7 protein-coding genes are annotated in these 6,366 nt (G+C 61.8%); 6 read left to right on the forward strand and 1 reads right to left on the reverse strand.

Annotated features, from left to right (window positions below; translation table 11 throughout):
* Positions 1-45: 45 nt before the first annotated feature.
* Positions 46-1,260, forward strand: coding sequence for a peptide antibiotic transporter SbmA (sbmA, locus tag VFL62_RS12530; protein WP_325172689.1), 1,215 nt, complete (start codon positions 46-48; stop codon positions 1,258-1,260).
* 159 nt (positions 1,261-1,419) lie between these two features.
* Complete coding sequence (locus VFL62_RS12535) at positions 1,420-1,986, forward strand: hypothetical protein (RefSeq protein WP_325172690.1); 567 nt, start codon at positions 1,420-1,422, stop codon at positions 1,984-1,986.
* 133 nt (positions 1,987-2,119) lie between these two features.
* Here the strand turns inward: VFL62_RS12535 and VFL62_RS12540 are convergent, their stop codons facing one another.
* Positions 2,120-2,962 carry a YXWGXW repeat-containing protein gene (locus VFL62_RS12540; protein WP_325172691.1) on the reverse strand — a complete coding sequence of 281 codons (843 nt, stop codon included), beginning with the start codon at positions 2,960-2,962 and terminating at the stop codon, positions 2,120-2,122.
* A 198-nt stretch (positions 2,963-3,160) separates the two neighbouring features.
* On the opposite strand from VFL62_RS12540, the gene VFL62_RS12545 reads away from it, so the two are divergent.
* The 4 genes from VFL62_RS12545 to VFL62_RS12560 all read left to right on the forward strand — a co-directional run.
* Positions 3,161-3,430, forward strand: a complete 270-nt coding sequence (locus VFL62_RS12545; protein ID WP_325172692.1) for a hypothetical protein — start codon at positions 3,161-3,163, stop codon at positions 3,428-3,430.
* Positions 3,431-3,508: 78 nt separating this feature from the next.
* Positions 3,509-4,834, forward strand: coding sequence for a lytic murein transglycosylase (locus VFL62_RS12550; protein ID WP_325172693.1), 1,326 nt, complete (start codon positions 3,509-3,511; stop codon positions 4,832-4,834).
* Between the two features lie 107 nt (positions 4,835-4,941).
* Positions 4,942-5,445 carry a DUF1993 domain-containing protein gene (locus VFL62_RS12555; RefSeq protein WP_325172694.1) on the forward strand — a complete coding sequence of 168 codons (504 nt, stop codon included), beginning with the start codon at positions 4,942-4,944 and terminating at the stop codon, positions 5,443-5,445.
* Between the two features lie 191 nt (positions 5,446-5,636).
* Positions 5,637-6,366: alkene reductase (locus tag VFL62_RS12560; RefSeq protein WP_325172695.1), on the forward strand; the 730-nt coding region annotated here is incomplete at its 3' end.

A 6,366-nucleotide genomic window follows, 5' to 3' on the forward strand; every position in this document is an offset into this window, starting at 1 on the left:
TAGGCCTTCTCCCCTTCTTCGCCTTCCAAAACCGGATATCCCGACATGTTCGTTTCGTTCTTCCCTCGCCCGAGGCTGTTCTTTTGGTCGGCCCTGATCTGGATCGCGCTGTCCATGGCGCTCTGGTACGGCTATGCGGAAAGTCTCGTCGCGCCATCGCCGACCATCGGCGTATCGCTGTTTTGGTCGGCACCGTCGCTTTGGTTCGATCTGTATTTCGCGATCACGGTTGCGATCTTCGCCGCCTTCTGGATGGTGTACTCGCCGCACCGCTGGGCGATGTGGTCGATCCTCGGATCGGCGCTGATCCTGTTCACGTCCTATTTTCAGGTTCAGGTCAGCGTGGCCATCAACAGCTGGTATGGGCCGTTTTACGATCTCCTCCAGGCCGCGCTTTCGAAGTCGCGCGCGGTGACCGCCGAGGAATTTTATCGGGAATTATCCACCTTTGCCGGCATCGCGATGGTCGCCGTCATCGTCGGGGTGATGACGCGGTTTTTCATCAGCCATTATATCTTCCGCTGGCGCACCGCGATGAACGACTACTATGTCGAGAACTGGCCGCGGCTTCGCACCATCGAAGGCGCCTCGCAGCGTGTGCAGGAAGACACCATGCGGTTTGCCACCACCACGGAGGGCCTCGGCGTCAACCTAATCAGCGCCGTGCTGACGCTGATTGCCTTCCTGCCGGTGCTGCTCCGGCTATCGGCCGTCGTCACCGAGCTGCCGTTGATCGGTTCGATTCCCTATCCGCTCGTCATCGCTGCGATCATCTGGTCGATCATCGGCACCGGCGGGCTCGCCTTGATCGGCATCCGCCTGCCCGGCATCGAGTTTCACAACCAACGCGTCGAAGCCGCCTATCGCAAGGAGCTCGTGCTCGGCGAAGATGATGCAACGCACGCCGACCCGCCGACCCTGGCGATGCTGTTTACAAATATTCGCCGCAACTATTTTCGACTCTATCTGAACTTTCTGTATTTCAACGTCGGCCGCATCGTCTATTTGCAGACCGACGTTGTCTTTCCTTACATCCTCCTGGTGCCGACCGTCGTGGCCGGCAAGATTACCCTGGGCCCATTCAACCAGATCCTGAACGCCTTCACGCAAGTGCGGCAATCGTTCCAATATCTGATCAATTCCTGGAGCACGATCGTGGAACTGATCTCGATCTATCAACGCCTGCGCTCCTTCGAAGCCAAGATCCACGGTGACCCGTTGCCGCCGATCGAGTCGGAAGCGGAGCCGCAATCGTTGTGACGTGCGTTCGCGAGTGCACACGCATCGTTTGCGACTAAAGGCGAACGGCGTCTCATCTCTAATTTTGTTTTTAGAGGGCGCTCGGAACTTTTGATGCAACTCTGCGCATGGATGGCCGTTAAAAAAACATAACGAGCCTTCCAGGCAGAGGAGTTGCAGATGAAGAAGCAGATCTTAGCAGGCGTTGCGGCACTGGCGCTTGCCGCCGGCATGACAACGAGCGCGATGGCGTTCGGCCATGGCGGCGGCGGTGGCGGTCATATGGGCGGCGGCGGCCACATGGGCGGCGGCGGGTTCGGCGGCCACATGGGCGGCGGCGGGTTCGGCGGTCACATGGGCGGCTTCGGTGGTCATATGGGCGGCATGCACAGCTTCGGCGGCCAACGCTTTGCCGGAATGCACGGCGGAGGCTTCGGCGGCCAGCGCTTTGCCGGAATGCGCGGCTACGGCGGCTGGCGCCACGGCGGCTGGGGCCATGGCGGCTGGGGCGGGCGACGCTTTGTCGGCGGCTATGGTGGCTGGGGCTACGGCGGCGGCTGGGGCGGCTATCCCTACTACGATGATTCATATGCCGCTGACGTCGGTATCGGCGTCGTAGGCCTCGGTCTCGGACTGGCTGAAGCCGCGACCGGTTATTGCGACCCGTACGGGTATTATGGCTATGGCTACGGCTACGGCGGCTATTGCGGCCCAACCGTGGTCCCAAGCGTGGTCGTCGGCTGGTAGCCGTTGACTCAGGGTTTCGAAGCAAAACGGCCGCCTCGCTAAAGGCGGCCGTTGTTTCTTGCCACGCAAATCGCGATCTCGCGTTGGCGACAGCGAAATCCTGCAACGTGGCGAAGCTATCTCCGGGGATCTGTCACCGATTTTCGCCCGTCGTTGCGGCGTCGTTTGCCTGGGCCGCTCCTTCCAACAGGGCGGTGCTGCGAATGACGCCCGCGCCACTGAACACCCCAGCATGAACGGTGGCGGCGACACCAGGCTTGCCGCCGTTCAATCTCGAATAGAGTGAACGATCCTTTGCCGCCAGTTCGAAGTGTGCTTGCTGTTCCGCGGTAGGCGCAACGTGCTCGTCGCCGGCCAACTCTTCCTGCCGAGAGGTCGGCTTTGCTTTCGTGCCACGGCTTCCGCCGTTGAAGCTCGCTTGTGGCTGGTTATTGTCGACCAGGATCGCCTGATCGTACGAATGTTCAACTTTGGCCGCGCCTAGATTGTTCGCCGCTTGATTGTAGACGAAGGTCGCGTTCTGCCAGTAACCGCCCTGGAATCCGTTACCGGAGTAACCAAAGCCGTAGTCGATGCCGCCATAAAAACCGACATCGGCAGCCCAATAACCATCGTGAAACGCGTACCCGCCTTCGACGCGGCTCCAATAAGGTGGCGTCCAAAGAAGCCCCGCACGTGGCGGCCTGACCCAGGTGCCGGGCACCCAGTAATAGTCGGGAACGTCTTTACGCCAAGCCCAGAATCCGGGCATCCAGAGGTAGCCGTCTTCCGGTATCGGAGGTTGCGCATAGGACGGAAGCGCCGGCGGCGCGGTGCTGATCTTGTCCGCCGTCATCCCAAGCCGCGGTTGAAAATGCGGTGGAAACTGCAAAAACCGTGCGGATGGAAAGTTCGACGTCTGGCTCGTGGATTGCGCGAACGCACAAGATCCACAGGTGATCGAGAGTGAGATCAGACCGACTGCCAGCTTGCGCATGACTTGCCCGACCGATGAGCGAAACGCCTTGCAGCGCCCTTCAGACCTGACGCCGAGTTTAAACCTGTGGCGGCAGGGGCGCTCATAAAATATTCCTTAGGTTCGCCGCGCCGCAGCGTAAAAAGGATGGTACCAATCCGGAAAGATTAGATCGCGAGAAGCAGAACCGCGGCTGTAGTAGGTGAACGGAGGATCGCAATGACAAAACAGATTCTCGCCACTGCAGTCGTGTTGACACTTGCCGTTGTCGCAACGACCAGCGCAATTGCATCCAGTCACAGGGGCGGGCATGCCGGCCATCACGCCAGACATCTCTACACGGTCCGCGGCGCTGAGAGTTGGCGTTCGGCCGATCGCGCCGGCTTCATCGATCTCGGTCCGCTCGGCTTTACAGCGGCCTGCGGCTCCTACCGCACCAAACGCGGCTATTGCGGCCAAGGCTATTCCGTCTCGGGCTGGACCTACTGAGCACGTGCGGCACTGACACCCGCTTCAAAATGATGCTAGTGGATTGGCCTCTCGGGGCGAATCCAACAGGTCATAGCGATGCGGCTTTCGACGAAACTCCCGGCTCTGCTCGGCGCGGTCGGGCTCTTGATTTTTACGGAAACGGCGTCGGCGCAAGACGCGGTGCCGGGATCTTCAGGCCCGACGCGCGCAGCGCCTGCCCCCCGCACCCCTTCTCCGCGCGCCGCCAGTTGCCATGGCGGGGCGAACTTTGACCGCTTTCTCGCCGATCTGAAACAACAGGCGCTCGCCGCCGGCGTCTCGCAGCGCGCGATCAGCGAGGCCTCGCCCTACCTCGTCTACGATCAAGGCATCGTCAATCGCGACCGCGGCCAGCGCGTGTTCGGCCAGGTGTTCACCGAATTTTCCGGCCGCATGGCCGCGCCCTACCGCATGCAACAGGGGCAGGCGCGGATCAGGACCTACGCGAGCGCCTTCGCGCGCGCCGAGAAGGAATACGGCGTGCCGCCGGCGGTGATCGCGGCGTTCTGGGGACTCGAAAGCGATTTCGGCGCCAACATGGGTAACCTGCCGACGCTGCGCTCGCTGGTGTCGCTCGCCTATGATTGCCGACGCTCGGAGCGTTTCATCGGCGAGACCATCGCGGCGCTCAAGATCATCGATCGCGGCGACCTGAGCCCAAGCGAAATGATCGGCTCATGGGCCGGTGAGCTCGGCCAGACGCAATTTCTGCCGTCGCATTACTTCAACTATGCTGTCGACTATGGCGGCCGGCGCAATCTGCTCAGCAGCCCTGAAGATGTGATCGGCTCCACGGCCAACTATATCGCGACCGGGTTGAAATGGCGCCGCGGCGAGCCGTGGTTGCAGGAAGTGCGCGTGACGACGCCGGCCAATTTCCCCTGGGATCAGGCCGATCTGACGATCCGCCTGCCGCGTTCGAAATGGGCGCAGCTTGGTGTCAAATATCCGGACGGCAGGCCGCTGCCCGATGACGACATGCCGGCATCGCTGCTGCTGCCGATGGGCCGCAACGGACCGGCGTTTCTCGCCTACGCCAACTTCGCCGCCTACACCGAATGGAATAATTCGCTGATCTATTCGACGACCGCAGCCTATCTCGCCACCCGCATCGCCGGTGCGCCGCCGATGCAACGGCCGAGCGCGCCGGTGGCACAACTTCCCGTGAACGAACTGCGCGAGCTGCAGCAATTGTTGGTGCGCGCGGGCTACGATGTTGGCAAGATCGACGGCGTGATGGGACAGCAAAGCCGCAGCGCCGTAAAGGCGATGCAGATGAAATTCGGCCTCCCGGCCGACTCCTGGCCAACAGCCGAATTGCTGGCGCGAATGCGGGGGCCGCGCGCGCAGCCCGCGACGGCGACGGCGTTGCCGCCAAGGTAATATCTGGCCGGCCTTTCGCGCCGAGACGGTTGCATATTCCCCGCCTCATACCATCTGTGGCACACGCCGTTCGGCGCTAACGCTTTCATGCCACGAAAGAGCATCACATGTCCTTTTACGACGCTTCCGTCCCCGCCTTCCTCCAGATCCTCGGCAGCCTTTCAGGCATTCTCGCCAAAGCGGAGGCGCATTGCGCCGCAAAGAACATCCAACCTGAGGTCTTGCTCGGCGCGCGGCTCTATCCGGACATGCTGCCGCTGTCAAAGCAGATTCAGCTCGCTTGCGATTTCTCCGGCAAGGCCTGCGCCCGGCTCGCTCATGTCGAGGTGCCGACGACGCCCGATACCGAAAAGACATTCGGCGATTTGCGCCAGCGGCTGGCCAACACCATGGACTACCTCAAGAAGTTCACGCCTGCGCAGTTCGAAGGCGCAGAAAGCAAAGATGTCACCTTCCCGATCGGCCCGGACAAAACCCTGACGCTGAAGGGCCAGGAATTTCTCAACCGCTTTGCCTTCACCAATTTCTATTTCCACGCCGCCATCGCCCACGGCATCCTGCGCCACAACGGGGTCGAGATCGGCAAACGCGACTTCCTCGGCGTCGCCTGAGCCCTGACAAGCAGCAGCAAAGCATGCCACGACAGGCGCTGGACGAAGCATAAAGGCATCGTCCGGCGACCTGTTTAGAGGAGGCTACGACGCTTTCGATTTCGTGATCATGGCCGGCTTGCCTTGATCTACCGCAATGCACACCTCGACCGGATACCCGCCTGCTCTGCCAACCCAACGAGATCCCCGACATGACGAGCTCCAAACTCCTCGAACCTTTCAAGCTTGGTCCGATCACGCTCCCCAATCGCTTCGCAATGGCGCCCTTGACCCGTAACCGCGCGCTTGCCGGTCTGGTGCCCAATCCGCTCGCCGTCGAATATTACGGACAGCGCGCCTCCGCCGGATTGCTGATCTCGGAAGCGACGCAAGTGTCGCAACAGGGTCAGGGCTACCAGGACACGCCCGGCATCTATTCGAAGGAACAGATCGCCGGATGGCGCAAGGTCACCGACCGGGTGCACGCCAAGGGCGGCCACATCTTCCTGCAACTCTGGCACGTCGGGCGCATCTCGCACACCTCGCTACAGCCGAATGGCGGTGCGCCCGTTGCCCCGTCGGCGATCCGCGCCAACACGAAAACCTTCGTCAACGGCACCTTTGCCGACGTGTCGGAGCCGCGCGCGCTCGAGCTCTCCGAAATTCCTGGCATCATCGATGCTTTCCGGAAAGGCGCGGCCAACGCCATCGCCGCCGGCTTCGACGGCGTCGAAATCCACGGCGCCAACGGCTACCTGCTCGATCAGTTCGCCAAGGACGGCACCAACAAGCGCACCGACGCCTATGGCGGCTCCATCGAGAACCGCGCCAAGTTGATGCTGGAAGTGTCCAAGGCGGTGGTCGCCGAGGTCGGCGCCGAGCGCACCGGCATCCGCATCTCGCCGGTGACGCCGGCCAACGATGTTTCCGATTCCAATCCGC

It is taken from the genome of Bradyrhizobium sp. (assembly GCF_035701725.1).
Lineage (GTDB): Bacteria > Pseudomonadota > Alphaproteobacteria > Rhizobiales > Xanthobacteraceae > Bradyrhizobium.